This window comes from Chryseobacterium lineare, from assembly GCF_977014045.1.
Genome location: NZ_CDRNIQ010000001.1, coordinates 3,398,282 through 3,424,233, shown reverse-complemented (window position 1 = coordinate 3,424,233; position 25,952 = coordinate 3,398,282). Strand labels below are relative to the sequence as shown.

At 37.6% G+C, this 25,952-nt stretch carries 24 protein-coding genes; 7 read left to right on the top strand and 17 right to left on the bottom strand.

Annotation, left to right across the window (positions count from 1 at the left end; translation table 11 throughout):
* The first annotated feature begins 6 nt into the window (after nt 1-6).
* The 3 genes from sufB to sufD all read left to right on the top strand — a co-directional run bounded on the left by sufB (nt 7) and on the right by sufD (nt 3,881).
* On the top strand, nt 7-1,455 hold the full coding sequence (gene sufB, locus ACWNCI_RS15365) for a Fe-S cluster assembly protein SufB (protein ID WP_449388973.1): 1,449 nt from the start codon (nt 7-9) through the stop codon (nt 1,453-1,455).
* Nucleotides 1,456-1,727: 272 nt separating this feature from the next.
* The gene (sufC, locus tag ACWNCI_RS15360) at nt 1,728-2,471 is read left to right on the top strand and encodes a Fe-S cluster assembly ATPase SufC (protein ID WP_089857901.1); all 744 of its coding nucleotides are present in this window, start codon (nt 1,728-1,730) and stop codon (nt 2,469-2,471) included.
* A 102-nt stretch (nt 2,472-2,573) separates the two neighbouring features.
* Nucleotides 2,574-3,881, top strand: a complete 1,308-nt coding sequence (gene sufD, locus ACWNCI_RS15355; RefSeq protein WP_449389502.1) for a Fe-S cluster assembly protein SufD — start codon at nt 2,574-2,576, stop codon at nt 3,879-3,881.
* Between the two features lie 378 nt (nt 3,882-4,259).
* Here sufD and ACWNCI_RS15350 read toward each other — a convergent pair whose 3' ends face one another.
* Complete coding sequence (locus ACWNCI_RS15350) at nt 4,260-5,186, bottom strand: DUF3078 domain-containing protein (RefSeq protein ID WP_449388972.1); 927 nt, start codon at nt 5,184-5,186, stop codon at nt 4,260-4,262.
* A 266-nt stretch (nt 5,187-5,452) separates the two neighbouring features.
* On the opposite strand from ACWNCI_RS15350, the gene ACWNCI_RS15345 reads away from it, so the two are divergent.
* From ACWNCI_RS15345 to gdhA, 3 genes are all read left to right on the top strand, one after another.
* The gene (locus tag ACWNCI_RS15345; protein ID WP_449388971.1) at nt 5,453-6,229 is read left to right on the top strand and encodes a rhomboid family intramembrane serine protease; all 777 of its coding nucleotides are present in this window, start codon (nt 5,453-5,455) and stop codon (nt 6,227-6,229) included.
* A 57-nt stretch (nt 6,230-6,286) separates the two neighbouring features.
* Nucleotides 6,287-7,396 (top strand): DNA-processing protein DprA, encoded by a 1,110-nt coding sequence (dprA, locus tag ACWNCI_RS15340; protein WP_449388970.1) that lies wholly within the window; start codon nt 6,287-6,289, stop codon nt 7,394-7,396.
* 190 nt (nt 7,397-7,586) lie between these two features.
* Nucleotides 7,587-8,945 carry an NADP-specific glutamate dehydrogenase gene (gdhA, locus tag ACWNCI_RS15335; protein WP_346983522.1) on the top strand — a complete coding sequence of 453 codons (1,359 nt, stop codon included), beginning with the start codon at nt 7,587-7,589 and terminating at the stop codon, nt 8,943-8,945.
* 1,052 nt (nt 8,946-9,997) lie between these two features.
* Here gdhA and ACWNCI_RS15330 read toward each other — a convergent pair.
* The 7 genes from ACWNCI_RS15330 to ACWNCI_RS15300 form a co-directional block, all read right to left on the bottom strand.
* Entirely contained in the window at nt 9,998-10,732 is a 735-nt protein-coding gene (locus ACWNCI_RS15330; protein ID WP_449388753.1) for a DNA-binding domain-containing protein, read from the bottom strand.
* Nucleotides 10,733-10,860: 128 nt separating this feature from the next.
* Nucleotides 10,861-12,045, bottom strand: coding sequence for a hypothetical protein (locus tag ACWNCI_RS15325; protein ID WP_449388969.1), 1,185 nt, complete (start codon nt 12,043-12,045; stop codon nt 10,861-10,863).
* A gap of 579 nt (nt 12,046-12,624) precedes the next feature.
* Nucleotides 12,625-13,158, bottom strand: a complete 534-nt coding sequence (locus tag ACWNCI_RS15320) for a hypothetical protein (RefSeq protein ID WP_449388968.1) — start codon at nt 13,156-13,158, stop codon at nt 12,625-12,627.
* A gap of 414 nt (nt 13,159-13,572) precedes the next feature.
* On the bottom strand, nt 13,573-13,863 hold the full coding sequence (locus ACWNCI_RS15315; RefSeq protein ID WP_449388967.1) for a hypothetical protein: 291 nt from the start codon (nt 13,861-13,863) through the stop codon (nt 13,573-13,575).
* Nucleotides 13,864-14,042: 179 nt separating this feature from the next.
* A complete protein-coding gene (locus tag ACWNCI_RS15310) occupies nt 14,043-14,384 on the bottom strand; it encodes a hypothetical protein (RefSeq protein WP_449388966.1) in 342 nt (113 codons plus the stop codon).
* Between the two features lie 122 nt (nt 14,385-14,506).
* Complete coding sequence (locus ACWNCI_RS15305) at nt 14,507-14,995, bottom strand: YkgJ family cysteine cluster protein (protein WP_449388965.1); 489 nt, start codon at nt 14,993-14,995, stop codon at nt 14,507-14,509.
* Entirely contained in the window at nt 14,995-15,966 is a 972-nt protein-coding gene (locus ACWNCI_RS15300) for an ion channel (protein ID WP_449388964.1), read from the bottom strand. The genes ACWNCI_RS15305 and ACWNCI_RS15300 overlap by 1 nt, the downstream gene beginning before the upstream one ends.
* A 125-nt stretch (nt 15,967-16,091) precedes the next feature.
* On the opposite strand from ACWNCI_RS15300, the gene ACWNCI_RS15295 reads away from it, so the two are divergent.
* Nucleotides 16,092-16,472, top strand: coding sequence for a group III truncated hemoglobin (locus tag ACWNCI_RS15295; RefSeq protein WP_449388963.1), 381 nt, complete (start codon nt 16,092-16,094; stop codon nt 16,470-16,472).
* Nucleotides 16,473-16,495: 23 nt separating this feature from the next.
* Here the strand turns inward: ACWNCI_RS15295 and ACWNCI_RS15290 are convergent, their stop codons facing one another.
* From ACWNCI_RS15290 to hflX, 9 genes are all read right to left on the bottom strand, one after another.
* On the bottom strand, nt 16,496-17,566 hold the full coding sequence (locus tag ACWNCI_RS15290; RefSeq protein WP_346983532.1) for a calcium:proton antiporter: 1,071 nt from the start codon (nt 17,564-17,566) through the stop codon (nt 16,496-16,498).
* Between the two features lie 65 nt (nt 17,567-17,631).
* Entirely contained in the window at nt 17,632-17,970 is a 339-nt protein-coding gene (locus ACWNCI_RS15285) for a DUF6122 family protein (protein WP_449388962.1), read from the bottom strand.
* Between the two features lie 13 nt (nt 17,971-17,983).
* Nucleotides 17,984-19,216 (bottom strand): hypothetical protein, encoded by a 1,233-nt coding sequence (locus tag ACWNCI_RS15280; protein WP_449388961.1) that lies wholly within the window; start codon nt 19,214-19,216, stop codon nt 17,984-17,986.
* Complete coding sequence (locus ACWNCI_RS15275) at nt 19,216-21,261, bottom strand: hypothetical protein (RefSeq protein ID WP_449388960.1); 2,046 nt, start codon at nt 21,259-21,261, stop codon at nt 19,216-19,218. Before ACWNCI_RS15275 ends, ACWNCI_RS15280 begins: the two co-directional genes overlap by 1 nt.
* A 15-nt stretch (nt 21,262-21,276) precedes the next feature.
* Nucleotides 21,277-21,945 (bottom strand): hypothetical protein, encoded by a 669-nt coding sequence (locus tag ACWNCI_RS15270; RefSeq protein ID WP_449388959.1) that lies wholly within the window; start codon nt 21,943-21,945, stop codon nt 21,277-21,279.
* Nucleotides 21,946-21,961: 16 nt separating this feature from the next.
* Nucleotides 21,962-22,678 (bottom strand): DNA alkylation repair protein, encoded by a 717-nt coding sequence (locus ACWNCI_RS15265; RefSeq protein ID WP_449388958.1) that lies wholly within the window; start codon nt 22,676-22,678, stop codon nt 21,962-21,964.
* 73 nt (nt 22,679-22,751) lie between these two features.
* Nucleotides 22,752-24,032, bottom strand: coding sequence for a cation:proton antiporter (locus ACWNCI_RS15260; RefSeq protein ID WP_346983537.1), 1,281 nt, complete (start codon nt 24,030-24,032; stop codon nt 22,752-22,754).
* 27 nt (nt 24,033-24,059) lie between these two features.
* Nucleotides 24,060-24,689: a DUF4919 domain-containing protein gene (locus tag ACWNCI_RS15255; protein WP_449388957.1), complete on the bottom strand. Its 630-nt coding sequence runs from the start codon at nt 24,687-24,689 to the stop codon at nt 24,060-24,062.
* Nucleotides 24,689-25,918, bottom strand: coding sequence for a GTPase HflX (gene hflX, locus ACWNCI_RS15250; RefSeq protein WP_449388956.1), 1,230 nt, complete (start codon nt 25,916-25,918; stop codon nt 24,689-24,691). The genes ACWNCI_RS15255 and hflX overlap by 1 nt, the downstream gene beginning before the upstream one ends.
* Nucleotides 25,919-25,952: the final 34 nt, after the last annotated feature.

The following is a 25,952-nucleotide window of genomic DNA, read 5'->3' as shown; positions in this document are numbered from 1 at the left end:
AATAAAATGAATAAATACACTGAAGACGATTTACGCGTCGACTTAGAAAATAAAAAATACGAATTCGGCTGGGAAACGCAAATCGATTATGAAGATTTCCCTACTGGTTTAAATGAAGATATCGTCCGCGCAATTTCCGCTAAAAAAGAGGAACCTGAGTGGATGACGGAATGGCGTTTGGAATCTTTCAGAATCTGGCTGAAAATGACAGAACCTGAATGGGCAAACATTAAGTATGAAAAACCTGATTTTCAAGCGATTAAATATTACGCCGCACCAAAAGCAAAACCTGAACTTGAAAGCCTGGATGAAGTTGATCCTGAATTATTGGCGACTTTCGCAAAATTAGGAATCAATATCGAGGAGCAGAAAAGACTTTCAGGGGTTGCCGTAGATATCGTGATAGATTCAGTTTCTGTAAAGACTACTTTTCAGGATACTTTGATGGAAAAAGGAATTATCTTCTGTTCCATTTCTGAAGCCATTAAAAATCACCCTGATTTAGTAAGAAAACATCTTGGTAAGGTAGTTCCGAGAGGAGATAATTTCTATGCAGCATTGAATTCCGCAGTATTCTCTGACGGAAGTTTCTGCTATATTCCAAAAGGTGTAAGATGTCCAATGGAATTATCAACCTATTTCCGTATCAATCAGGCAGGAACAGGTCAGTTTGAAAGAACATTGGTGATCGCCGATGAAGGAAGTTATGTTTCTTACCTAGAAGGATGTACTGCACCATCTAGAGACGAAAACCAGCTTCACGCCGCTGTTGTTGAATTGATCGCTTTGGATAATGCTGAAATTAAATATTCAACCGTTCAGAACTGGTATCCCGGAAACGAAGAGGGAAAAGGGGGAGTTTTCAATTTCGTGACGAAAAGAGGACTTTGCGAAAAGAATGCGAAAATTTCCTGGACTCAGGTGGAAACAGGTTCTGCAGTAACATGGAAATATCCTTCTTGTATCCTAAAAGGTGACAATTCAATCGGTGAGTTCTACTCTATTGCTGTGACCAACAATCACCAATATGCAGATACAGGAACAAAAATGATCCACATCGGAAAGAATACAAAATCAACAATTATTTCCAAAGGTATTTCTGCCGGGAAATCTCAGAATTCATACAGAGGTTTGGTAAAAGTAATGCCTTCTGCAAAAGGAGCAAGAAACTTTTCCCAGTGCGACTCTTTGTTGATGGGTAATGAATGTGGAGCACATACTTTCCCATACATCGAGATAAAAGATCCGACAGCTCAATTGGAACACGAAGCGACAACTTCAAAAATCGGGGAAGATCAGATTTTCTACTGCAACCAGAGAGGCATCGATACGGAAAGAGCAATCGCCTTGATTGTAAATGGTTTCAGTAAAGAAGTTTTAAATAAACTTCCAATGGAATTTGCCATTGAAGCCCAAAAATTACTGGAGATTTCTTTGGAAGGTTCTGTAGGATAAATTGACTGACTTAGAAGGTCGAACATCTGTCATTCTGAACATAAACTGAAGGTTTACGAACGAAGTTCAGAAGCGGAGTGAAGGATATCTAAATCATAAGGATTTTTAATTCGAAAGGAAAATAAAAAAACATTTAGAATCAACTTAAATTCTTAATGTTTAAATAAAAAATAAAAATAGTATTTCATTCGCCAGCGTTAATGCCTTTGTAATTGTAGTTTAGTGTTATAAAGGATATACTCAAAATCTAACCTTGCGATAAACTAAAATATATGTTAGAGATAAAAAACTTGCACGCCAAAATTGAAGACGGCGCAGAAATTTTAAAAGGAATCAATCTTGAAATAAAACCGGGGGAAGTTCATGCGATCATGGGACCAAACGGAGCCGGTAAATCTACTCTTTCTTCTGTTATCGCAGGAAAAGAAGATTATGAAGTAACCGACGGGGAAATTATCTTCAGAGGAGAGGATATTATCGAAGATGCTCCTGAAGACAGAGCGCACAAAGGGATTTTCTTATCTTTCCAGTATCCGGTAGAAATTCCGGGAGTTTCTGTAACCAACTTCATCAAAGCAGCGATGAATGAAAACAGAAAAGCAAACGGATTGGATGAAATGCCAGCGAAAGAAATGTTGGCAATGATTCGTGAAAAATCTGAAAAGTTAGGCATCAAAAAAGATTTTCTTTCAAGATCATTAAACGAAGGATTTTCGGGAGGTGAAAAGAAAAGAAACGAGATTTTCCAGATGATGATGCTTGATCCGAAATTGGCTATTCTTGATGAAACAGATTCAGGATTAGACATTGATGCATTGAGAATTGTTGCTGACGGTGTAAATGCTTTCAAAAATGAAGGAAATGCAGTGCTTTTGATTACGCATTATCAAAGATTGCTTAATTATATTCAGCCTGACTTCGTTCATGTTTTAGCAAACGGAAAAATCATCAAAACAGGTGACAAATCTCTTGCTTTGGAACTGGAAGAAAAAGGATATGACTGGCTTTTAAATTAATTAAAAGATTAAAAAATTCAGAGATTTAGATTGATCTCTCAGTTTAACAATTTTAGCCAAACAAAAAAAGAAAAAATGGTGCAAACCACAGATATACCAGTAATGGCATTAAAAGAACAGATTACAGAAAACCATCATGAATTTTTAGAGAGTCTGCATCACAGGTTTCTGGATGAGGATAGAAAGGCGGCTCTTCAAAGATTTGAGCATGCGGGCTTTCCGACTAAAAAAGACGAAGAATACAAATATACCAGTCTAAAAGAAATTACTGAAAAAGCATATAACTTTTTCCCGAAGGAAAATCACAATATCACCAAGGAGCAGTTGGATGAATTGCACTTGGGTGAAGAAAACTTTGACTGGATTACTTTCGTCAACGGTAAACTTAATAAAGAGTTATCAAATGTTTCGATCGAAAACGTTGAGTTTCTTTCCTTCAATTATGCTTTAAATGATGAGAAACACAAAGATGTTTTCGAGAAATATTTTAATACGATTGCTTCAGATAAATCTTCTTTTACCAATCTGAATCAGGCTTACTGCAAGTATGGCTTTTTCTTGAAAGTTCCTAAAAACATTGTAATTGAAAAGCCAATTCACGTTTTCTATATTTCTCAGAATCAGGAAGAAAATACTTTCTACAACACAAGAAATTTATTGATCGTAGAGGAAGGTGCCAAAGTGGAAATCATTGAAAGTCATCATAATTTTGACAGTACTTATGTATTGACCAATTCTGTGACAGAGATTTTCACGTATCCGAATGCAAAAGCAGACTGGCATAAATTGCAGAATGATAATGATACTTCTTATTTAATTGACAATACTTTTGCAAGACAGGAAAAAGACAGCTTAACAACTGTGAATACGTTCTCTTTCGGAGGTAAACTGGTAAGAAATAATCTTGATTTTATCCATAACGGATCGAATATCAATTCATTCATGAATGGAATCACGATTATCGGAAAAGATCAGCTTGTAGATCACCACACCGCTGTTCACCACAATCAACCAAACTGTGAAAGCTATCAGAACTACAAAGGTATTTTTGACGGAAAATCTCACGGCGTTTTTAACGGGAAAGTTTTTGTGGATAAAATTGCTCAGAAAACGAATGCTTATCAGCAAAACAACAATGTTTTATTGAGTGAAGGTGCAATCATCGATACAAAACCTCAGCTGGAGATTTTTGCAGATGATGTGAAATGTTCTCACGGCTGTACTGTTGGGCAGTTGAATGAAGATGCTTTGTTCTATCTGAGAGCAAGAGGTATCTCTAAAAAAGAAGCTCAGGCGCTGTTATTATATGCTTTCGCAAATGATGCGATGCAGAATATCGATATTGAGCCTTTAAAAGAAAAAATTTCAAAGCTTTTAGCTGAGAAACTTGAAGTTGATATAGAGTTTTAACAATATATAATTGATAATAAAAAGCACTTCAAATTGAGGTGCTTTTGTTTTTTAAACGCCAAGAGCGCAATGATTTTTTGAAATGATTTTGTTTATCTTTTTGTTCGCAAAGGCGTTTCACTCAGCAAATGACAACACTTTTTTTAAGTTGAATAGATGAACACGAAGCTCACTAAGTTTTTTTTGATTATTAACTGTTTTAAGTTCACAAAGCCGTTTCACTTATAAAAGCACTGCAGAAAATCGTGCAATTTTGTGAAAAAATATTTTGTGGCATTTGAGTTCAAGTGTGGGCTAAAGCCAATATTTTACACATAAAAACGTGGGCTAAAGCCCACTCCTATTGATATTTTGCACTATTATTCAAATTGATGATGATTATTTTTTAATCCACCACTGGCTGTCTTTTCTTCCGGAACGCTTTACGCCATTATCCAGAATATAGGCAAAACCAACGCCCAAAGTTTGTTTCAGCTGTGTTCTTTTGATCTGATTGTGATCATACATCAAATCGACGGTGATATTGGATGAAATAAATTTATTAACCTTTAAATTAAGTATCATCCCATAGGCAAGAACCAGTCTTTCAGGATGGTCCAGATAATTGGAGAAAACGGAAGCTGTATTGGTAATATTCACGTTTTCCATCAATTTAAATTTATAATAAGCCGTTCCCAGGAAACCGTACTGCAGCAAAGAATTATCTCCATCTGCTTTCAATCCGTACGTTCCTGCAACCTGAAGGTCTTTATCAAAAACAAAAGCCCATCTGGCATTCGAAGGGCGCAATGTTACATTAACATTATCGTTGGGTCTGTACGTGATCCCCATACCGACATTCAGATAGCCGGGAGCCATAAAGTTGGAAATTTTCTTGGCTTCGGGATTATTACCGTCTTCGTACCCTACCGTAAACTGAGATATTATCCCGGCTCCCGCGGAAAGATACCAGCTTTTAGAAACCTTTCTTCCGTAGTTTGTGGAAACATTGATGACATCCTGGGTTTTTCTTACGCCAAGCCCTTTGGTATCATTCTGTCCATAATTCAGGAGAATAATATTCTCCCAGAGATCGTTGTCTTTTTCATAGGTAATGTTGTAATCTACACCTGCCAGCCAGCCGACATTATTGCCTCCTCCTCCTACCCAGTTGGAGAATGCCGCCTGATTGATCATTAAAGTCTGCTTGCCCAAAACCGACCAGTGTTTTACTGTATCAATTTTTACAGAAGCTGTATCAAGAATGATCTGGGCACTGCTGAAAATTCCCAAAGAAAGGGAAAGAATTAATAAAAACTTCTTCATGAGTTCAGGATTTCATTTTACAAAAATTCTACACAAAAATATTAAATATAAATTGGATGAGACAAATTACATCTGCAAATCCACGCTTTGTTGATTTTATATCCTTCCCATCTGTTTTTACTTAAATTTTAATGACAGACAAAATAAACCTGAATAAATGCCAATGAAATCATTACTTTTTGGCTGAAATAAAACAAATAACTAATCAATTCATCGACAAATTTTCCGAAATTTATCATTGGCTTTTCATTTGACATAAACATTTCATGCTAAAAAACAACGTAATTTCCAAAAAAGCGATCATCAGTCCCCTGCTCATGCTTACCGCCATGTGGCTGGGATATTTCCTTCAATTTCTGGGCTTTTTTGAAAGTTGTTTTGGAGCCATTATTCCCCTTCTTCCGGAAGGTTTGGTTGGGATTATCACGTCTCCTCTCTTACATGGAAATATCGACCATATTGTAGGGAATTCCATTCCTATTGCTATTCTCATGTTTCTTCTGTATCAGTTTTATCCATTGGTGGCCAACAGAGTTTTTGTTTTGGGATGGCTGGCTACAGGTTTGCTCGTATGGCTTCTTCCGCCTATTGATTTTATGACGGGGGAATACCTTTATACATGCACAATCGGCGCCAGCGGTGTCGTATATGTACTTGCATTCTTTCTTTTCTTCAGTGGTATTTTCAAATGGAATATGAAACTGCTCACCATATCTTTACTCGTGGTATTATACTATGGCAGTCTTGTCTGGGGAATGCTGCCGGAAGAATTATTTTACAATCTTCAGGAACCGAGTAAAATTGCATGGCAGGCGCATCTTGCAGGAGCTGTAGTGGGCATTATTCTGGCTTTACTATTCAAAAAAGTGGGGGATAAAAAGAAAAGATTTATCTGGGAATTTCCCAATTATTACAGCGAAAAAGACGATAAACTCTGGCAGGAATACAAAGAAAATCATCCTGAAGATTTCATGGAACTTCCTTACAAAAAGAGAGATAACATCTGGGAACACCTGGATGAACTGAGAAAAAAAAAGGTTTAAGTTTGAACAATATTTAAATTAACGTTAAAATTTTCTACATTTGTCAAAACAACACAAATGTATTCTGAAGAACATCTTTATTCCATTGCCCTACGCGAATGCAACTTAATCGGCGACATCAACTTCTACAAGCTTGTACGAATTTTCGGAAGTGCAAAAAATGCCTGGCAAAATACCAGAAAAGAATATAAAAAGATTGATGGGCTGGGCTACAAAATTGTTTCAGATATCGGAAATCCCGAACACCTTAAATTTGCTGAAAATGAGCTTTCATTCTGTGAGAAGAATAATATCCAGATCAATTTGAGACATCTTGGAGAGCTTCCCCAGCTGTTAAATGAATGCTATGATGCTCCTGCCATATTGTATCAGAAGGGAAACTTTGATGATACAAAACAAAAAATAAGCATTGTAGGAACGAGAAATATAACTTCTTATGGCAGCCAGTTTCTTCATTCTTTTTTTGAAGAAACACAATCCTGCAATTTCATTTCAGTCAGCGGCCTTGCGTTAGGTATCGATAAAGAAGTTCACGAACAATCCCTACAGAACAATATTTCCACGGCGGCTGTATTAGCACACGGCTTTCATACCATGTATCCTTCAAAAAACCGCAAACTTTCTGAAAAGATTATAGAAGAAGGCGGGGCATTATTCACAGAATTTAATTCTTCACGAAAACCTGACCGGGAAAATTTCATTCAACGAAACCGGATTGTAGCCGGTATTTCTCCTGCGACAATTGTTGTTGAAACAGCTTTCGGAGGCGGATCGATAAGTACGGCAACTTTTGCCAATCAGTATAATCGCGAAGTATTTGCGCTTCCCGGAAAAATTACCGAAAAGCAAAGTCAGGGCTGCAATCATCTCATATTTCAGAATAAGGCGGCAGCAATTTCTACGGTGAAAGATCTCATTGATAATTTGGGAATTAAAAAGCCTAAAGAAAAAATAGAAGAATTGTTTTCTCACAGTGAAATTAATATTCAATTCACTGAATCCCAACAATTAATATTCAATATTATTTCAGGTAACCCGAAGATTTCTCTGGATGATATCATAGAAAGAACAGAGCTTTCTTCCCACAAAATTTTGCCCATAATTCTTGAATTGGAACTTTTGGGGAAAGTAAAATCACTTTCAGGGAGACAATTTTTAGCAATGTGAGATTTAACCTTTTCTTAATATTGCATTATTTTAAACATAACATTTAATTTTTAATAATATTAAAGCGTAAATTATCAATTTAATAATATTAAGTATTTATATTATTAAACTTTCAACAATCATTCATTAAGGTGTTGTGAATCTTGAAAAAAAAATTAAATTTGTTGGCAATAATATTCAACCCTAATATATGGAACAATATAATATTGACCAGAAAATCCAAGAGTTTATAGCAAAAATTGAGGCCAAAAACCCTAATGAGCCAGAATTTTTACAAGCCGTAAAAGAAGTTGCTGTTACAGTAATTCCGTTTATTATGACCAAAAAGGAATATACGGGAATGAAACTTCTTGAAAGAATGGCGGAAGCTGAAAGAATCATCATCTTCAGAGTTCCGTGGGTTGACGATAAGGGAGAAATCCAGGTAAACAGAGGGTTCAGAATTCAGATGAACTCTGCTATCGGGCCATATAAAGGAGGAATCCGTTTCCATCCTACGGTAAACCTTTCGGTTCTTAAATTCTTAGCATTCGAGCAGGTATTTAAAAACTCTCTTACTACACTTCCGATGGGTGGTGGAAAAGGAGGTTCTGACTTCGATCCGCAAGGAAAATCTGATATGGAAGTAATGCGTTTCTGCCAGGCATTCATGACAGAATTATGCAAACATATTGGGCCAGAAACCGACGTTCCTGCGGGAGATATCGGTGTAGGAGCCAGAGAGATCGGATATTTATTCGGGCAGTACAAAAAAATCAGAAATGAATTTACAGGAGTACTTACCGGTAAAGGTCTTGCCTACGGTGGTTCACTGATCCGTCCTGAAGCTACAGGATACGGGGTAGTTTATTTCGCTGAACAGATGCTTAAAACAATCGGGCAAACTTTCAAAGATAAAATCGTAACGGTTTCAGGTTTCGGAAACGTAGCCTGGGGGGTTATCAAAAAAGTATCTGAACTTGGTGGTAAAGTAGTTACCATCTCCGGACCGGACGGTTATGTTTATGATAAGGACGGTATCGACGGTGAAAAAATTGATTACCTATTAGAATTAAGATCTTCAGGAAACAACAGAGCAGAAGACTATGCTAAAAAATACCCTTCTGCACAATTTTTTGCAGGAAAACGTCCTTGGGAAATAAAATGTGATGTAGCCATCCCTTCTGCAACCCAGAATGAGCTTGATCTTGATGATGCTAAACAATTGGTTGAAAACGGATGTGTTTGTGTAACGGAAGCAGCTAATATGCCTTCAACTTTGGATGCCATCAATTATTTCCTTGATAATAAGGTATTATTCTCTCCGGGGAAAGCATCTAACGCAGGTGGAGTTGCTACCTCCGGATTAGAAATGACACAGAACTCTATCCGTCTGAACTGGACTTCAGAAGAAGTAGATGCAAGACTGAAAGAGATCATGATCGGAATTCATAAAGCATGCAGAGACTACGGTAAAGAGGAAGACGGCTATGTAAACTACGTAAAAGGCGCTAATATCGCCGGTTTCGTGAAAGTTGCAGAAGCAATGCTTGCTCAGGGAGTCGTATAAAATATAAAGGTTGGGAAAATTTCCCGACCTTTTTTCATACAACCTGTTCCCGGGATTATAAATGGGATAAAAGTAAAAAGTGAAAGGAGAAAGCGTTGATTTATTCAGCGCTTTTTTTATTTTTAAAACCCTACGACACTTAAACCCTCACACGCTGTCCGGTGTCCCTTGTTATTCTGAACATAAACTGAAAGTTTACGAACGAAGTTCAGAAGCGGAGTGAAGAATCTCTACTAATAAGCTGCTATACTTGTTAACGCAACGTTCGCAAGAGGTAATTTGCTGTATTCATATTTTTCCGTTCGCAAAGGCGTTTCACTCAGCAAATGATAGCAATACAAGATATCGCTGAAGATAACCCTATCACTTTTAAACTCGCAAACACTACCACACTCCTTGTCATTCTGAACACAGCGAAGCGAAGTGAAGAATCTCTGATAATAAGCTGTTATACTTGTTAACGCAACGTTCGCAAGAGGTAATTTGCTGTATGCTTATTTTTCCGTTCGCAAAGGCGCTAACGCTCAGCAAATGATAGCAGTGCTAAAGTCATACGTGCCGTTTGATGAACACGAAGTACGCGAAGATTCTTTTTGGTAGGATGCGCATAAGTTTCACAAAGCCGTTCCACTTATAAAAGCGCTCAGAGAATACCAAAAGTCTTCAGCCCGAATGGTGGCTGAGGCTCTCGAAGCCACCAGTCCTTCCAGTGTACGCGACCCTTCGAGAGCCTCAGGGTCCGCCAACCGACAACCTTTTGTCGTTCTGTAGAAACTCCCATACCCAGATACTCTAAAACTCTCCGACAATCAAACTCCCAATCTCCGACTCCATGGTGGCTGAGCGGAGTCGAAGCCACAAAAAAACTCCGGCCGGGAGTTCTACTACCCAGCCGGAGCCGTTGGTGAAATAAATGTTAAATTTCATCAGGAATGCCTCCCGCCTGTGCCACCATCCCACACGTACCTGTGGCACTAACCGGTCCGAGGCTGTGGGACCTACCCACTCGTGCCTGTGGGATCAACCGATCTGGAAAGGCTGTACAATGATGGCTATTCTACCGTCAGCAATTTATCCAGAGAAGCCGTTCTGGTTTGCTTTAACAGGCTACCTTCCGTGTATTGGGTCAACACTTCCAGGGTATAGCTTCCGGCAGGTAAGGCAGGAATGACCACAATAAGCTCCGAAGGATTGTTGACGACAATGTCGAACGCTTCTACCTGGGTTCTGGACTGGGTAGCCGTATTGACAAAGTAAACTCCCCGCGTAGGATCATCGCCCATGATTTTAATCTTACTGCCCACGATCTTAAGATTTTTACCGGGAGTAAGCAGGTCGTTGACCGAACCGCTCTTCACATCCGTCACCTGTAGGATGACAGAAGAAGCTTCTGCCAAACCCAGGATATCAACTTCAATATTGGGAATCTCCGCTCTCAGCTTTTCTCCCTGGTTGAACTGGAAAATAATACTGTGCTTATCTTTATTAAACTTCTCCGAAGGACTGTCGAACACACCACGTATAGTGGTGCTAGCGGTGAAATACCCGGTATTAATGGAATACCCATCACAAAGCTGGTACGCCATTTCTTTCAGGAAAAGCTCTGTGGCATGCTCCATCGAAGAGGCGGAGATATCGGAACCACCGCGGCTTACCGCCGACTGGCAGATTCTTTTGACATTAAGGCTTCGCTCGCTGATGGTTCTTGCCGTGAAATCATTGGGATTGTCTTTGGTTAAAGTGTTATCGTATAAATAGGCTTTGATTTTATGTAATATATTGGACATTCTTTATTATTTTTTAATTGTTGAGGTATTGAATTGTTGTTATTAAACCCTCACAGGTTTCCAAAACCTGTGAGGGTAGGTTTTATTATTATATAATCACGGATGGTGTAAATTCGTGATTCAACACTTTATTCGATAGATTCAACACGAATAAATGTATGATAGTTATCTCCATACAATACTACATTTGTTTCTGCTTTCCATTGTATATAGTCACCCTGGTTTAAGCTGACTATAGCTGATGTATATGCAGTTCCATCACTAGACCCACTGTTTGTTGCAGAAGTTATATTGCAGACACTATAATTATTTATATATGCATAAAGACGAGGATTGACTGATGAAGTTGGATTAAAGTACATATTAGTAGTTACTCTATATTTACCAGTATATGGGGCTACCCATCGTTGTGTAGCATCAATCCATCCGTAAGAGCTTCCATAAATAGTTTTGATATTTTCTCCTTTTATTGTATGAAAAAAATTCACCGCAGTTCCAGCAGAGAAAGATGTACCTCCTCCTGTAGAATGTACTTCTGAATATATAAATACAGCATTATTAGTTTGCCAGCTTGAATTTCCAGAAGCGTCGGAAGTGAGAATCTTACCTGCGGCCGCACCATAAGGTAGTTTTAAACCAGTATTGTTACTGCTTGATGAAATCTCTAATAAATTTCCAGGAGATGAAGTCCCAATTCCAACTTTGCCACCAGAAAAAACGTGACTTGCACCATTCTCAGAGACATAGCTTAGGTTGGTGTTATCCCAACCTATATAACCAAGGCGGGTATCATCTCCCTTTATTACTTCCATATGCCCTGTGTGGGAAGTGTCTGCAGGTGTTAGACGTATCTTTCCAGAGTTATCAGCCGTTTGAACAACCAATAATCCTCCCCCCGATATTTTCAATGGATTTTCTGCGGTATTCACCGTTCTGGTACTTGTTAATGTTCCATCTGCATTATAAAGATTAGGAGTATTGCCGGTTACGATCTTCTGCCAAATACTGCCATCGAAATAGTAGTATCCCGGAGCGGTAATATTGGCCGTTGCCCCTGCCGGAGCTGAATCGGCGACGGTTGCATAAATGATGAGTCCCTTCTGGTTTGATCCGTACACCGGTGTAGGTGTTGCGGTGGTGGCTGCACGGATCTGGTCGCCGGTTAATTGTGGAATAATGAGTCCCTCGGGTTTGATTCCGTTGGTTTTGGCCGTAATGTCGAGGGTTGCTTTTGGGGAAGTATTATTAATCCCCACCTGAGCGAATGCTATTGCGCTGAATAACAGAACAGCTGTTGTAATTAAATGTTTCATTGTTTTGTATTTATGTTTGTTGTTTGTACTTTTTGATGACTTTGTTATTTGAACACGAAGTGCGCTAAGATTTTTTTATATATGATGTGTTTTTAAGTTTCACAAAGGCGTTTCACTTATAGGAGCTCGCAGAGTTTTTAGAGTTGGAGGGGTTTTAGAGTTTGAGTGTGGGAGAGTCCTGGTGGCTGAGCGGAGCCGAAGCCACTATTTCCCCTCTCAAACCATCCCATATTCCACTCCGACCCTAAAACGCTCCCACTCTCAAACCCTCCGACTCAATAATAGCTTCGACAGGCTCGTCACTTCGAGTAGATTTTGAAAAAATCGTATCGAGAAGTTTGTGAGTTTGAGGATAAATTCATTCCCGATACATTTTTTCTTCACCTTGTTACGAAAAAACACTCGAATTGACGAAACACGAATGACACTAATGGTTGAACACTAATTTCACAAATATTATGTGGAATTCTTTGCTGAGATCCCTACGGGATGACAAACAGAGTGGATAATCTCCTTTGCTAAAGCATTTGTTTTTATTGGCGTTCAACAGTTTGTGTTATTTGTGATAAAACATTAGTGTTATCCGTGTTTAAAATTGGGCGGAGGACGCCCGAAATGATTGATGGTGATATGTTTTAACTGAAAAGGGTAGAACGTGTTATAAACATGTTTTTCCTCATCCCTTCTTGCTCTTACAGATAGAAGAAAAGATGATGGTATTATTTTATGCTGAAACTTTACCGGAGAAGAAGCTCCGATAACAGCTATTGAAGATGAATTGAAAAGGAGTCCAAGACTATGTTTGCCTGTTGGACAGCTTTTATAACACAAATTATCCGTTGGAGTATTTGCGGACTTCTGATTGGAAATTCTTGGAGAGGACCTTTTAATAACAGTTTTGGACCACTTTTTAGAAGAGTCTTTTCTAAAAGTTTGATCGGAAATATATATTGGAGAATCTGCATAGAGATAGGAGTCTTTGGATACAAAGACTACAGAATCGGAGGGTACAAAAGTTTGAGCGTTCAACAATGATGAAACGATGACCACAAAAAGACACAGCAATACCACGCAAAAGCGTGTGAGGGAGAGGGCTTTGAAGGGAAATATCATTTGTAGTCTCATGTTTTGTAAGAAAGTAGTCTATCGTAGACTACTTTTTTACATACAAGGCTCACCATTGCAAAACTTCTTAAAAACAGGTGTAAAACGGGGGTGTAAATTCCGGCTGTTTTGCTCCAAGTTTTTCTTTAAAGACTTTATGATGAACAAAACTAAGAAATTAGAAAACAACTTGTTGTGTTTGGAAGTAAAAAGAATTTGTTTACATTTGTAGCTGAAAAAAGTAGTCTAGGTTAGACTACTTTTTTTATGGTATTCCTAGTTATACAGAATGGCTCCGGAGTGTGTACGTTTTCAAAAGCGCAGTACAATTTCCCGGAATGAAGATCTCCCGATAGATTTAATTGAAAATATAGCACAAAAAAATCCTGAAAATATATTCAGGATTTCGATATTATGCATTATCTACTTATTTTTCTTTTTCATTTTTCTATCGCCGGTGGTTGCCTCTTTATTTTTCAGGGCGGTAGTATCAGTCTTAGATTTGTCCCAATCTTTAGTACTATTCATAGTGCCATCGGCATTACCGTTGTTCATGGTACCGGTATTTCCGGTATTCATGTTGTCGGTTCTCATGTCTTTGTTCTTAGTTGTATCAGGTCTTGCCGTGTCAACTGTTGTTGTTTGTGTTGTCTGTGCAGATACTGCGATCGTTCCGAACATTGCGAACGTTGTCGCTAAAATTAACTTTTTCATATTATAAATGATTTAGTGGTTGTTGTGTTCTGATTAGTACAATAATTGTACAAAGTGGTAGCCGTGTAGAATGTTTTAACTTGATTTATAATAAATTAAGACAATTTAAATTATAAATAGTTGGAAGAAAAATCCCGGAATATAAAATTCCAGGATTCATTTCTACTTTGCTTAAATACTTACTTTGACTTTTTCTTTTTAGACTTTTTCTCTTCTTTAGTTGCTTCGTCATTAGGTTTGGTAGCTGCTGCATTCGGATCTGTGGTTACACTTGCTGAAGCATCAGTCGCGGTGGTTGCCGCAGATGCATCTACCGTTGCAGTTGCTGCCGTATTCTGGTCTTGGGCAGTCGTTGTTGCGTTTGTTCCCGAACTTGAAGCTGCCTGTGGATCCTGTTGTGTTTGAGTTGTCGATGGGTTACTAGAATTTTGATTTTGCGACGGGTTCTGTTGTTCCGTCTGAGCCGATACTGCGATTACTCCGACTAATGTAAACGCTGCTGTTAAAACTAACTTCTTCATAATAATTAATATTTTTTAATATGGTTTGTTTAGCTAAAACGCCGGCGATTTACAGAATATTATCCGGGAAGCCTTTATTTAACGTACTTTATAATTATTTAAGAATGATTTTGAATAATAAATTATTTTGCTAAATTTTTCATAATTCTTTCCACAAATTCATATGCTGCGGGGCATATGAGGGTATTTTTCATGGTCAGATTATTAATCTGATAGATCTTTTTTCTGTCGGTATGAGGATATTCCCGGCAAGCTTTGGGACGTACATCGTAGATAGAGCAGGTATTGTCGCTGTTTAAGAAAAAGCAGGGAAGATTCTGTAAAACTTTGTCGTTGTCTTCATCCGTACGCAAATATTTAGCCTCAAAATCAGCGGGCTTCATGCGGAGATGTTTAGAAATTCTTTCAATATCTTTCTCTGTGTACAGAGGTCCCGTAGTTTTGCAGCAATTGGCACATTGCAGGCAGTCAATTGTTTCGAAAACCTCATCATGGGTTTCCTGTACTATATAATCAAGATTTTTTGGCGGCTTCTTTTTAATACCATCCAAAAACTTTTTATGCTCTTTTTGCTTTTGTAAAGCCTGTTTTTTGTAAAATTCTAAATTCATTATTCAGTTTCTTGCTGAAATACCGGAAGGTCCGCTGGTTGATAATGGTTGATTTTATCCAGATTCAGCACTGTTGAAAGATTGTGTTCATCAGGATAATACATGGGAACAAATTTGGCTCCGTACACAATCTCTTTTGATATATACGACGTTCTCTGCACCACAGTATTGGAAAAAACCTCGTCGAATGCACGCACATGAATGATAATTTCAATATCCGTATTTTTAAAATCCTCTTCAGAAAAACCGTAAAACGGCGAATCTTCATCAATCTTATGAACAATAGTCCAGTTCAGCGCCAGTGTATTGATTTTGCTCAGTTGTGTTTTCAATGTATAAAAATTACTTCTGGAAGCACTGTTTTCAACAACCTCAATAGCCGCTGAAACGATGATGTCAGCATCCGTTAAAGAATTATTTTTATAAGGCGCAAGCCTGAACATCAATGCTGTTCGATCTTTAAAAGGAGCAATGAGAGCAATATCAGAAAATTTCAGATAGGCTCTCGGCCTTGAAAACCTTCCGTAAAAAAGTCCCGTTGCAATCGCAAAGGTAAGCAATCCGAGGAAAGCCTCAAAAGTGGCCACCAGACTTGCCATAAAACCTACAGGAGCAATTCTCCCGTAACCTACTGTAGTAAAGGTCTGCGAACTGAAGAAAAACACATCAATAAATTCATTCAGAGGATCACTTTTATCAATACCTGTCAAATGCTCAACACCGATGAGATAATATATTGATGCGAAAAAGAGATTGACCAGAATATAAGCGATCACCAGATAAGACAGAAAATGGAACGTCGAAAGATCAAGCATCGTATGATACCAGCTGAAACGGTTGAAAATATTCACCCCTTTCTTATTCACATTCGGAAGGCCGTCTTTGTTGATAAACCGTCCCGAAGCATAATCTCCGAAGCCGCTGTTATCAGTATTCTTCTGGCGAATTTTCTGCCTGAATCCTTTTGCCATTTTTATCTCCTTTAAATTTTAATTCTCTGAATTTAAAACAATATGCAAAGATAAAACATTGTTGATATGAAATTTATCAACCTTATGATTGAATTTCAGAATAAATTTTAAACTAAATTTGAGATATGAAAAAGCTGCAATCAAGAGAAGATATTGAGCATCTTGTTAATTCATTTTACGCGAAAGTCATTAAAGACGACACCATAAATTTCTTTTTTACCGATATTGCTAAAGTAGAATGGGACAAGCATTTGCCGAAGATGTATTCTTTCTGGGAATCTATACTGTTCGGGCAGATGACCTATAAAGGAAATCCTATGGGCGCCCACTTCCCCATCAATGAAATCCAGGCTATGGAACAAAAACATTTTGACCGCTGGCTTGAGCTTTGGAAAGCAACAATTGAAGAGCATTTCGTTGGCGAAAATGCCGACATGGCAATCTATAAGTCTGAAAATATCGCCAAACTTATGGCTTTCAAAATGGATCTTGCGAGAAGATTATAGTTGAATTATTAAAATCTGACATTTTACGGAACAATAACTGTGAAAATGTATGCGGCAAGATTTACTAGAAGAACCGTTCCATACAGAATATTGGTCTTTCCCCTGCTTAATGACAGCATGACGATGAAAACCGATAAAGAGAGAAGGATAATATCCTTTTTATCTAAACCTAAAACCAGAGGAATATCGTACATGATGCACACAATAGAAACCGCAGGAATCGTAAGCCCGATACTCGCCAAAGCAGAACCTAACGCCAGATTAAGACTCGACTGAATTTGATTACTGCGCGCCGCTCTGATTGCCGCAAGACCTTCCGGCAATAATACGACCGCCGCAATGATTACTCCTACCAATGATTTTGGCGCCCCAAGGCTTTGAACCATATTTTCTATAGTTCCCGAAAGTCCTTTTGCCATGAGCACAACAATCGCAAGGCAGATTACAAGAAAAACAAAACTGATCATCGTTTTTTGAAAAGAAGGTATATAATTTTCTTCAGGATGTTCGTCCGGTACGATAAAATAATTACGGTGCCTTACCGTCTGCACCATCAGGAAAACACCATAAATGACAAGGCACGCAATCGAAACGAATATCAGTTGCGCCTGATTATAGAAAGGTCCATTGACACTGGATGTAAAATTTGGAAGGACAAGAGTAAGGATAAGAATTGACACAATACTCACCAGATACGTTGTAGCAGAGGTTCTTGCAAAAAACTGTTCATAATATTTAACGCCTCCCACAAGAATACCTATTCCCAAAATCCCGTTAAGGATCAGCATTACTGCAGCAAAAACCGTATCCCTGGCCAGCGTAATGGCCTGGTCGCCACCGGCTACCATCAACGAAATAATTAAGGCGACCTCCAAAATAGTGATGCAAAGCGCCAGAATAATAGTCCCGAAAGGCTCTCCCACTTTATGAGCAACCACTTCCGCATGGTGAACCGCAGAAATTACACTTCCTGTCAATAAAATTCCCGCAATGATATCAAAAACAATTCCGTTTCCCATCAACCCGGAAAAATAATATCCTACGGCTAAAATGGGAAAAATATAAGTATAATGTAAAAGTTCTTTTAATTTCATAAGCGTTTACAAAATACAAAAAATCTATGGTTTTTGAAATATTAAAAGAAAATATTAATCTTATTTTAATGATTCCAGCAATAAAAATCCTGAAAATCGGTCAGCATATGAAGTAAAAGTCCAATGCCTATGATTCTTATATTTCCTCTAAAAAACAGCATCAAAAAATACACCGCAATCGCGTAATAAGAATGTAGAAAATGAAATCCTATACTCCCTCTGTCCGGATCAAAAACAGGATTTGCAAAAAGATGATCCAGATCTACGAGCATGGTAGCCAATAAAATAAGATATACCTTTTTCCAGGTTTCCCGGTAAAAGATCAATGCGATAAATACCGGAAATACAAAATGAAGAAAATAATGTACGAATGTTTTAATATAGGCAACGTCTGATAAATCCATTTTTAACCCTTTGCTACCTCAGAATCAGAGGCAGATTGTTTTCTTTACTCTTTAACTTAACATAATAACTTCGCCCTTTGTTTCCATAAAAAATATAGTCAATCTCTGAAATTATTTTCTTCTCGTTCGAGGTAAGTGACTTCAAATTAGAAAATAATAATTCATTATTTCTGATGAAAATATAATTTTCATTGAGCTGATCGGAAGGCTGAATTATTTTCCTCGTTGATTTAATCTCAAAACCTGATTTCTTCTTCTCAATTACATTCGGCTGGAAAGGAATCGCAACAAACTGCTGCTGGGCATTAATCCATTTTTTATTTTCAAAATATTGTTCTGTCTTTTCAGGATCTGAACTTTGAAGAGAAATAGAATAATTAGGCTGAATGATCTTCTGAACAGTTTTTTTCTCGATTTCATTAAAATCATCATCGTATCCGTAAGTGATAATGGTGTCATTCACCTGTTCAAGGTCAGCCGTTGCTTTTAAATAATCAATTCCTGCAGAATCGGGAAAGGTTTTATCAAAAAATGCAGTGAAATTTTTAATATTTCCGCGGTTCAGTTCGGCCGTAAAGAAAGGAGTCTTTTGCTGAATTTTAGAAATAAGAGAAATAAAATCATTCGTATTGGCGGGAGTTTTTATTTCTATATCATTAGCATTTACATCAATTGAAAAATTACGGATTTTACCGTTCGAAATAACTGAAATACTCCCTAAAGACCCATCAATAAAAGTATCTGACGTAAAATTCGTTCTCTGGGAAAAAGCCAGAAACAGACGGTTTATATTTTCAAAAGCTGAATCGGAAGTTCCCAGAATACAGTTTTCTCCTTCTATTTTAATAAAAATATGCCCTTTATGAAAAAGCCCATTGCCTTTATCAACAAATTTTTCCTGTTGTAAATAAGCCAGGAATTTCCGTTTGTTTTTAAGCTCCAAAATACTATACCAATCGGAAAACCCTGTATTTTGAAGGTGAAAAATCTGTAAAAAATCCGGAATCTTCAGTCCCGATTCAAGAAAGGAAACTGTATTTCGATCTTTATTTTTATCATTGGTCCATTCTGAAGGATGACTCAGAAAGCTTGAAATATATTGTCTTGTTGCTTTTTTGGTATCCATAAGAATGACCACATCAGCATTTCGGGGAATAAATTTTAACTCTTTATCCCGATAATATAATTTAAAATAAACGAATATCGCTGCAATAAGTACAACGATGACAATAAGTTTCTTCTTCATTATAAGATCGGCAGCTTTTTGTCTGATTCTTTAATTTTATAAATATCATCAAACAAATCAAAGAAATACATGAGACTGTTTTCGGAAGAATTTTTCACCGAATAGTCGATCTCAGTTTCTATCCTGTCTCCTTTTGATTCTGATTTAAAGTAGATCTCACCAACATTCTTTCTTACTACATCAAGCATTTTTCTTTCGGAAGTACTCTTAAATTCTTTTTCCAGCCCAATTAAAAGCCTTTGAATATCAAATCTCCCTGAAGCCGGATATTTTGAAGAATCTTTCATCCAGTTTTTTGACTTTTCCGATTGATTTTGCGGTTGTAAGTTCTTTGCAGCAGTAGTTACATAAACGATTCCATCTTTTACAGCAAACAAAAGTTCATCCATAAATCCTGTACTTTTATCTTCTTTAAATGTGTAGAAATCTCGGTTTTTAGAAAAGTTTTTTGCTGTATTTTTATTGGTAGCCAGTAAGTTGAATATTCTCTCCCAATATCCCTCATTTTGTGTAGCGAAAGCAAAAGTAAAATCCGGAACCACCACTTCTTTTGTTTTTTTCACCTCTTTTTCATTATAATCGTCATCATATTCAAAATCTGTGTACTCTACGGTTTTAGATTTTAACTCATTGAGGACAAAGATTCCGTTTCCGGGAGCTATTTTTGCGATGGCTTCTTCATCCAGAACGATTTTCACGGTTTCCATAACAAGTTCCGTTTCTTTCTGATAACCGGAATCTCCCGCATTTTTCATAAGCGCATACATCATGTCAAAATATTTGCTTCCATCAACGTTAATTGCATAGTAGCCAATGCTTTTTTCACTGATAAGTTTCGCAAGCTTTTTATTTTTATGTCCTTTATAGATTTCCGAAACGGTTTTCTGAACTTCAGGATTTTTATGCTGATAGCTGTTCACCAACCTTACTTTATCTTTATCAAAATAGAGATTATAAGAAGAATTTGAATTGTAAATCGTACTAAAAAGGCTTCCGAATTCATAGCGCTTCATCATTTTACCATAAATTCCGTTATTGACAATTTGCCCATAATCTGTGTACACAAAAACATCAGAGCCGGTATCGCGGAAAGCGGTCATTTCAGCAGGTACGTCAAGTTCCAGATTAGAGTTAAAATACTGATCGAAAGATTGTTCTGCCAATTTTTTCACCACCTTGAACTTTTCTATTTTCAGAGAATCCATTTCTTTCTTAAAATCATCATATTCGGGGATTTGCAGATCTTCCATATCTTCTTCCAGGCCAGGCGCGGGCTGTACTTCTACACTGTCGTCCGAATAATTTTCATCTGTTGTATCTTTCTTTTCTTTCGGATACTCGTGATGTTTTTCAAGATATTTGATATCTTTTTGAATTCTTGCTATTTCGGCATTATTATCTTTTATGCTTTCTTTTAAATATTTAATATCATCCTTCAGATATTTTATTTCTTCCTTATAATCGAATGCTTTTTCGGGTTCTTCAACATAGGCACTGTCTACAACGGTAGCAGCTACACTATCTATGACTGCTGCAGCACTATCTGCAATTGTCTCATCATTCCATTTGTCCTTATAGGGTTTGTTGTAATTGATCAGCTTCAGCACAGCACGGTTTCCGTTCCATGCTATAAAAGTATCATCATCCAGATTTACATAAGAATAGTTCTTTTTTCGGGAGACTTCCAATCCTGTTTTCTTATTTGAATTGACAAATTCCTGAAATTTATCCTTATTATCAAGAAGAAAAATTGCCGTATAAGCCTGTACCGAATCATTAAAGGATGCATAGTGATATTGTGTCGCATCATATTTGATTCCGGTTTTGGAATAATCTGTCCATGTCGGTTTTTCTTTCCCTTTTTTAACAACTTCCTGCAAAATAGGATTGAATTTCTGCCAGTTGATCTTTTTATCCAGCTGCTTCCCGTTGATTTCCATATAGAAAAGAGCATCAGCGGGCATTTTCATTCGTTGCTGTGCAAAAACCATAGAGAAACCCAGGAAAAAGATGATAATTTGTGTTTTTTGTAGTAGATATTTCATGATTCGTGATTGATATTATTGAAAGAGAATATTGTTCTGCAGTTGTTTTTTCTGAAGGATAAGATCTAAAATATTGGCTTCCAGCTTTACCGCTTTTCTGTTCGGGGAAAGCGAATACTGATTATTAGATTGCGATTTAACTGTATTTTCAAACTGTAGCACGGAAATATAGCGGGCATCATTGAAAATTTCTTTGTCGGCACTGCTCATTTTATCATAATCGCTTTTAAAAGTACTGACTTTATTTCTGGTAAATACTTTCTTAGCCGGATTTTGTCCGTAGATATTTGTAGGAACCATTTTCCCGATTATATTTCGGGCTTTCAGCTGATCCAGTCCGGTATTGATGTTTTCAATCTTCCTGAAACTGCAGCTTAATTTAATAATATAATTATCAAAATCCATAGAAGTTTTCACATTGGAAATTCCTTGGGTAGTTTTGAAAATTCTGGCAGCTTCATTAATTTTAGTCTCAATCTCTGCTCTTTTCGGAACTTTTTTTCCATTTACAGTTTCCATTTTGGAGATGGAAGCCAGCCTTGTTTTACTTTTACTGGCGTTCAGGATGAGTGTGTACTCGCCGCTTCCGTCGGCTTTTACATTTACTTTATCTAAAATATCGAAACAACTCGTCACCAATAATAGTGGCAATAATAGGAGAAGCAGTTTAATACAGTCTTTCATAATGCTTATTTCATATTTAAATTCTGCCTTTCAGATAATCCTGTCTCAGATCTTCATCCAGTTTTTCGATGGCGTATCTCAGGCAGGTTCTGGGCATTTGTTTGTAATATCGGTTTAAATAACCCATTAGTTCCGGTTCATCTTTCCGTCCCATTTCGCGAAGCAGCCAGCCGTTGGCCTTATGCATCAGATCATGAGGATGTTTCAGATTTTGGGTAACAAATTCTTTCGTGAGATCAAAAAAACCTTTTTTTACATAATGCATTGTTCCGACAACAGCGATTCTTTTGTGCCACATTTCTTCAGATACCGAGAGTTTTCTCAGCAGTACTTCTTTCTGATTTTCAAAGCAATATCTGCCCAGAATTTTATAACAGCTTGAATCTACCAGATCCCAATTGTTTATATATTTCAGATGATTCAGATAAAAATCAATAATTTCAGTTTTAATCTCATCATTCTTTGTTTTCTCAAATTTCGCAATCAGCATGAACAAAGCAGTTAATCTATGTTCGTGATATACTGATGAAAGCAGCTTGCTTAAATCCGTTAAAGAGATTCCAGGATAATAAGCTTTAGCAACGGAACGCTGATCCGGAACTGTTACTCCCAAAAACAAATCGCCCTCACCGTACTCCCCTTTTCCTGTTTTAAAAAACTTCGGAAAGAATGCTGCTTTTTCAGGAATTGATAATGCGGCGAGTGATTCTTTTATTTCTTCAACGATACTCATCTGAAATCTTATACTATGAATGAATTACAAGCTGTAGAACAATTTTTATTTTACTATATTTATTTACAGTTTGTTATTTCTCCTCATTTAAAGTGATCGTTTCCAGCTCCTGCTCTTCTTTGGCAATTTTGTTTGGGTTAGCCACCTTCGCAATGGTAAGTCCCTGAACAATAATAGAAAACACAACCACACAGTAAGTAATACTTAATACAACATTACTGTACTCATTTTTCGGAATTGAAAGTGCCAGCGCAATGGAAACTCCACCCCGTATTCCTCCCCAAACCAATACTTTTACCGTCTGCGGACTGAATGTTCTCTGCATAAATTTGGTGGGCCCATAGATAGAGATCACCCTTCCCAGCAATACGACTACAATGGCAGCGAGCCCAGGAATCATAAAGTGAGTAAGATCTTTTATCACCAAAAGTTCAAAGCCTATGAACAGGAAAAGCACAGCATTCAGGATCTCATCAATCAGCTCCCAGAATTTGATCAGATAATCCTGGGTAATGGATTTCATTTTAAATTTAACATTAAAATTACCCATAAACAATCCCGCAGCGACCATAGTCAGAGGCCCGGAAATGTGCATCTGGCGGGCAATAAGATATCCTCCCATTACAACAGACAGCGTTACCAGGACGGAAATAATATAATCATCCACCTCACGCATCAGCCTGGAAGTTACCCAACCTAAGACGATACCCAGCAACAATCCGCCTCCAGCTTCTTTCAGCAACAGCAATCCGATGCTTTCTGCTCCGAGATCAACCTCGTTACCAATCGCCAGCTGAAGTACAACCGTAAAAACAACCACGGCCATCCCATCATTAAAAAGAGATTCTCCCGCAACTTTTGTTTCCAGGGATTTTGAAACGTTCGCCTGTTTCAGGATACTGAGAACTGCCACAGGATCTGTTGGCGAAATCAGCGCTCCAAAAAGAAGACAGTAGATAAAGGGTAATTCTATCCCCAAAAAAGGCAGAATATAAAACATTCCGAAGCCCACTACAAATGTAGAAATCACAACGCCTAACGTTGAAAATATCAATACCGGTCGAAATTGTTCTTTAAGATCATCTATGTTAATATGAATCCCTCCGGCAAACAGAAGAAAATTAAGCATGGCCCCCATCAGCACCTCTGTAAAATCGATGCTGCTCATCAGGCTATGAAGATGTCCGAATGTTCTCGGCAGTACAGTTTCCCCGAAAGAAACCAGAAATATGGAAACAACAATGGCAATCACCATAATTCCGATGGTACTCGGAAGTTTCAGAAATCTGTAATTAAGGTATGAAAATATGGATGCTAAAACGATTAAAGCTGAAAATGAATAATATAATTCCACTAAGCTGTTTTTAAATTTATTTTTAAATTAAATATCTATATAAAGTACTTTGATATAAACGGTATTTTGGTCTTTTTGCCAAATGTCAAGCATTCCGTCTCGTGACGGTTTTGAACCACGGGTGTATTCCTGCCCGAGATTTAAAATATTCAACAAAATGTATTCGTCTCCTACGGAATTTACCAAGTAAGCCGTTTTCTCAGATTTTCCGTCACCAGAACTTCTGACCGCATCCGTGAGAGTACGGAACTGATTGAGATGATGCATGAAATTGCTTCCTTCCTTCTTAGAATCATAAGACCTCATTAAGATCAGCAGAATATCAAGATTGGTAGGATCTTTTTCATACAGGATCTTTCCCTGCCTGATACATTCGTCAAAGTCTCCGTTTTTGAAGGATTCTGCTAAAACTTTAAAATCGTCATCCAAGGTAGAAATCTTATCTTCTCTGAAGTTCCTTCCATAATAAAGATGTTGTGATTCTATCGTATCCAGCGATTTGGGATAAGCCTTATATTTAAAAATCAGCTTATCGTAATTGTAGGGAGATTTTTCGTTTTTAAGATCTTTCCTGATTGTCTTCAGATCGATCTTTGATTTCTGGCCAAAGCTGAAAACCGAAGTCAGAAAAAGTAAAAGAAACAAGTAATATTTCATTATTCTTTATGGTTGTTTTCTTCCTCGTCGTTATCGAAATACTCGAAAAGGAAATCATTGTACGGGAATCTTGAAATATGGATCTTCATTACCTCATCGTAGATCATTTTCTTCATTTCCGGAAAGTTTTCCTTTGTAAGCGCAGAGATGAAGACTGTAGGATATTTAGATTTTGCCATCCATGTATTTTTCCATTCTTCCAGGGAGATATTCTTTTTTGTAGAAGGCGTAAGATCATCCTCATCCTTCTTTTCGTAGCTGAAACCATCAATCTTATTGAATACCATAATCATCGGTTTCTGATGTGCATTGATTTCCATTAAAATCTGATTAACAGAATCAATATGATCTTCAAAACTTTCGTGAGAGATATCCACAACATGAATCAAAAGATCTGCCTCCCGCACTTCATCCAGTGTAGATTTGAAGGATTCTACCAGCTGAGTCGGGAGCTTCCTGATAAATCCTACCGTATCGGTAAGCAGAAACGGAAGATTTCCAATCACTACTTTTCTTACCGTAGTATCCAACGTAGCAAACAATTTATTTTCAGCAAAAACTTCTGATTTGGACAGCGAATTCATCAATGTCGATTTTCCAACATTGGTGTATCCTACCAGCGCTACCCTTACCACTTTTCCGCGGTTATTTCTCTGGGTAGCCATTTGCTTGTCGATGGTTTTCAGTTTATCTTTTAACAAAGAAATCCTGTCACGAATGATACGTCTGTCGGTTTCAATTTCTGTTTCCCCGGGACCTCTCATCCCGATTCCCCCTTTCTGACGCTCAAGGTGGGTCCACATTCTGGTAAGACGCGGCAAAAGGTATTGGTACTGCGCCAGTTCTACCTGGGTTCTTGCATAAGAAGTCGTCGCCCTCTGTGCAAAAATATCGAGAATGAGGTTGGTTCTGTCAAGAATTTTCACTTCCATTTCTCTTTCCAGGTTTTTAAGCTGGGATGGAGAAAGTTCGTCATCAAAAATGACTGTTCCTATTTCGTTCTCTTTTACGTATTCTTTAATTTCCTGTGCTTTACCGCTTCCGATAAACGTTTTGGAATCCGGCTGTGTTAATTTTTGAGTAAAACGCCTGTCTACGGTAGCTCCTGCGGTGTACGCCAAAAACTCCAGCTCATCCATATATTCCTGAAGTTTATCCTCATCCTGATGCTGTGTAACAACTCCTACCAAAACAGCTTTCTCGTAATTATGTTCTTTCTTTTCTAGCATTAAATTCTATCTGTATTTGTGAGATTTACAAGAT

Coding starts and splice junctions, on each gene's coding strand:
- sufC (WP_089857901.1), top strand. CDS start 1,728: ATGTTAGAGATAAAAAACTTGCACGCCAAAATTGAAGACGGCGCAGAA.
- ACWNCI_RS15295 (WP_449388963.1), top strand. CDS start 16,092: ATGAAAAAGCTGCAATCAAGAGAAGATATTGAGCATCTTGTTAATTCA.
- ACWNCI_RS15305 (WP_449388965.1), bottom strand. CDS start 14,995: ATGAATTTAGAATTTTACAAAAAACAGGCTTTACAAAAGCAAAAAGAG.
- ACWNCI_RS15275 (WP_449388960.1), bottom strand. CDS start 21,261: ATGAAATATCTACTACAAAAAACACAAATTATCATCTTTTTCCTGGGT.
- ACWNCI_RS15330 (WP_449388753.1), bottom strand. CDS start 10,732: ATGTCCAATATATTACATAAAATCAAAGCCTATTTATACGATAACACT.
- sufD (WP_449389502.1), top strand. CDS start 2,574: ATGGCATTAAAAGAACAGATTACAGAAAACCATCATGAATTTTTAGAG.
- sufB (WP_449388973.1), top strand. CDS start 7: ATGAATAAATACACTGAAGACGATTTACGCGTCGACTTAGAAAATAAA.
- ACWNCI_RS15300 (WP_449388964.1), bottom strand. CDS start 15,966: ATGGCAAAAGGATTCAGGCAGAAAATTCGCCAGAAGAATACTGATAAC.
- ACWNCI_RS15315 (WP_449388967.1), bottom strand. CDS start 13,863: ATGAAAAAGTTAATTTTAGCGACAACGTTCGCAATGTTCGGAACGATC.
- ACWNCI_RS15280 (WP_449388961.1), bottom strand. CDS start 19,216: ATGAAGAAGAAACTTATTGTCATCGTTGTACTTATTGCAGCGATATTC.
- ACWNCI_RS15270 (WP_449388959.1), bottom strand. CDS start 21,945: ATGAAAGACTGTATTAAACTGCTTCTCCTATTATTGCCACTATTATTG.
- hflX (WP_449388956.1), bottom strand. CDS start 25,918: ATGCTAGAAAAGAAAGAACATAATTACGAGAAAGCTGTTTTGGTAGGA.
- ACWNCI_RS15350 (WP_449388972.1), bottom strand. CDS start 5,186: ATGAAGAAGTTTTTATTAATTCTTTCCCTTTCTTTGGGAATTTTCAGC.
- ACWNCI_RS15265 (WP_449388958.1), bottom strand. CDS start 22,678: ATGAGTATCGTTGAAGAAATAAAAGAATCACTCGCCGCATTATCAATT.
- gdhA (WP_346983522.1), top strand. CDS start 7,587: ATGGAACAATATAATATTGACCAGAAAATCCAAGAGTTTATAGCAAAA.
- ACWNCI_RS15290 (WP_346983532.1), bottom strand. CDS start 17,566: ATGAAATTAAAAGAACTTTTACATTATACTTATATTTTTCCCATTTTA.
- ACWNCI_RS15320 (WP_449388968.1), bottom strand. CDS start 13,158: ATGATATTTCCCTTCAAAGCCCTCTCCCTCACACGCTTTTGCGTGGTA.
- ACWNCI_RS15345 (WP_449388971.1), top strand. CDS start 5,453: ATGCTAAAAAACAACGTAATTTCCAAAAAAGCGATCATCAGTCCCCTG.
- ACWNCI_RS15325 (WP_449388969.1), bottom strand. CDS start 12,045: ATGAAACATTTAATTACAACAGCTGTTCTGTTATTCAGCGCAATAGCA.
- ACWNCI_RS15310 (WP_449388966.1), bottom strand. CDS start 14,384: ATGAAGAAGTTAGTTTTAACAGCAGCGTTTACATTAGTCGGAGTAATC.
- ACWNCI_RS15255 (WP_449388957.1), bottom strand. CDS start 24,689: ATGAAATATTACTTGTTTCTTTTACTTTTTCTGACTTCGGTTTTCAGC.
- dprA (WP_449388970.1), top strand. CDS start 6,287: ATGTATTCTGAAGAACATCTTTATTCCATTGCCCTACGCGAATGCAAC.
- ACWNCI_RS15285 (WP_449388962.1), bottom strand. CDS start 17,970: ATGGATTTATCAGACGTTGCCTATATTAAAACATTCGTACATTATTTT.